The following is a 1,816-nucleotide window of genomic DNA, read 5'->3' as shown; positions in this document are numbered from 1 at the left end:
AATTAACAATCATCTGTGTGGACACTACGAACAAATAAGTTCTAAATCGTATAAGGAGGTGATCCAGCCCCAGGTTCCCCTAGGGCTACCTTGTTACGACTTCACCCCAGTCATGAATCACTCCGTGGTAAACGTCCTCCCGAGGGTTAGACTATCTACTTCTGGAGCAACCCACTCCCATGGTGTGACGGGCGGTGTGTACAAGGCCCGGGAACGTATTCACCGCGTCATTCTGATACGCGATTACTAGCGATTCCGACTTCATGGAGTCGAGTTGCAGACTCCAATCCGGACTACGACGCACTTTAAGTGATTCGCTTACCTTCGCAGGTTCGCAGCACTCTGTATGCGCCATTGTAGCACGTGTGTAGCCCTACACGTAAGGGCCATGATGACTTGACGTCGTCCCCACCTTCCTCCGGTTTATCACCGGCAGTCTCCTTAGAGTTCTCAGCATTACCTGCTAGCAACTAAGGATAGGGGTTGCGCTCGTTGCGGGACTTAACCCAACATCTCACAACACGAGCTGACGACAGCCATGCAGCACCTGTATCAGAGTTCCCGAAGGCACCAAACCATCTCTGGTAAGTTCTCTGTATGTCAAGTGTAGGTAAGGTTCTTCGCGTTGCATCGAATTAAACCACATGCTCCACCGCTTGTGCGGGCCCCCGTCAATTCATTTGAGTTTTAACCTTGCGGCCGTACTCCCCAGGCGGTCTACTTAATGCGTTAGCTTTGAAAAACAGAACCGAGGCTCCGAGCTTCTAGTAGACATCGTTTACGGCGTGGACTACCGGGGTATCTAATCCCGTTTGCTCCCCACGCTTTCGTACATGAGCGTCAGTGTTGACCCAGGTGGCTGCCTTCGCCATCGGTATTCCTTCAGATCTCTACGCATTTCACCGCTACACCTGAAATTCTACCACCCTCTATCACACTCTAGTTTGCCAGTTCGAAATGCAGTTCCCAGGTTGAGCCCGGGGCTTTCACATCTCGCTTAACAAACCGCCTGCGTACGCTTTACGCCCAGTAATTCCGATTAACGCTCGCACCCTCCGTATTACCGCGGCTGCTGGCACGGAGTTAGCCGGTGCTTCTTCTGTCAGTAACGTCACAGCTAGCAGGTATTAACTACTAACCTTTCCTCCTGACTGAAAGTGCTTTACAACCCGAAGGCCTTCTTCACACACGCGGCATGGCTGCATCAGGCTTGCGCCCATTGTGCAATATTCCCCACTGCTGCCTCCCGTAGGAGTCTGGGCCGTGTCTCAGTCCCAGTGTGGCTGATCATCCTCTCAAACCAGCTAGGGATCGTCGCCTTGGTGAGCCATTACCTCACCAACTAGCTAATCCCACTTGGGCCAATCTAAAGGCGAGAGCCGAAGCCCCCTTTGGTCCGTAGACATTATGCGGTATTAGCAGTCGTTTCCAACTGTTGTCCCCCACCTCAAGGCATGTTCCCAAGCATTACTCACCCGTCCGCCGCTCGTCAGCAAAGTAGCAAGCTACTTTCTGTTACCGCTCGACTTGCATGTGTTAGGCCTGCCGCCAGCGTTCAATCTGAGCCATGATCAAACTCTTCAATTAAAAAGTTTTATGTCTTTCGACAGCTCAATGAATTCTGAATTTATTTTAATATCTTTCGATATTGAATTGACTGTGCCGAATAATTACCGAAATAACTATTCTGTTGGTCACTCAGTTTTCAATTGAGACTCTAATTTGTTTGCCTTACTTAGCGAACTAAGCTTGGCTGTTAGAACTCAATCTGTACGAGTGCCCACACAGATGATTGCTTTATATTGTTAAAGAACGT

General features: G+C 49.9%; 1 rRNA gene. It reads right to left on the bottom strand.

Going from position 1 to position 1,816, the window contains the following annotated elements:
* Nucleotides 1-51: 51 nt before the first annotated feature.
* A 16S ribosomal RNA gene (locus H5079_RS17995) occupies nucleotides 52-1,587 on the bottom strand.
* Nucleotides 1,588-1,816: the final 229 nt, after the last annotated feature.

This window comes from Pseudoalteromonas sp. SG44-5 (assembly GCF_014164175.1).
Taxonomy (GTDB): domain Bacteria; phylum Pseudomonadota; class Gammaproteobacteria; order Enterobacterales; family Alteromonadaceae; genus Pseudoalteromonas; species Pseudoalteromonas nigrifaciens.
Note: the sequence above shows the minus strand (reverse complement) of the source record. Positions and strands in the feature narration are given on the sequence as shown.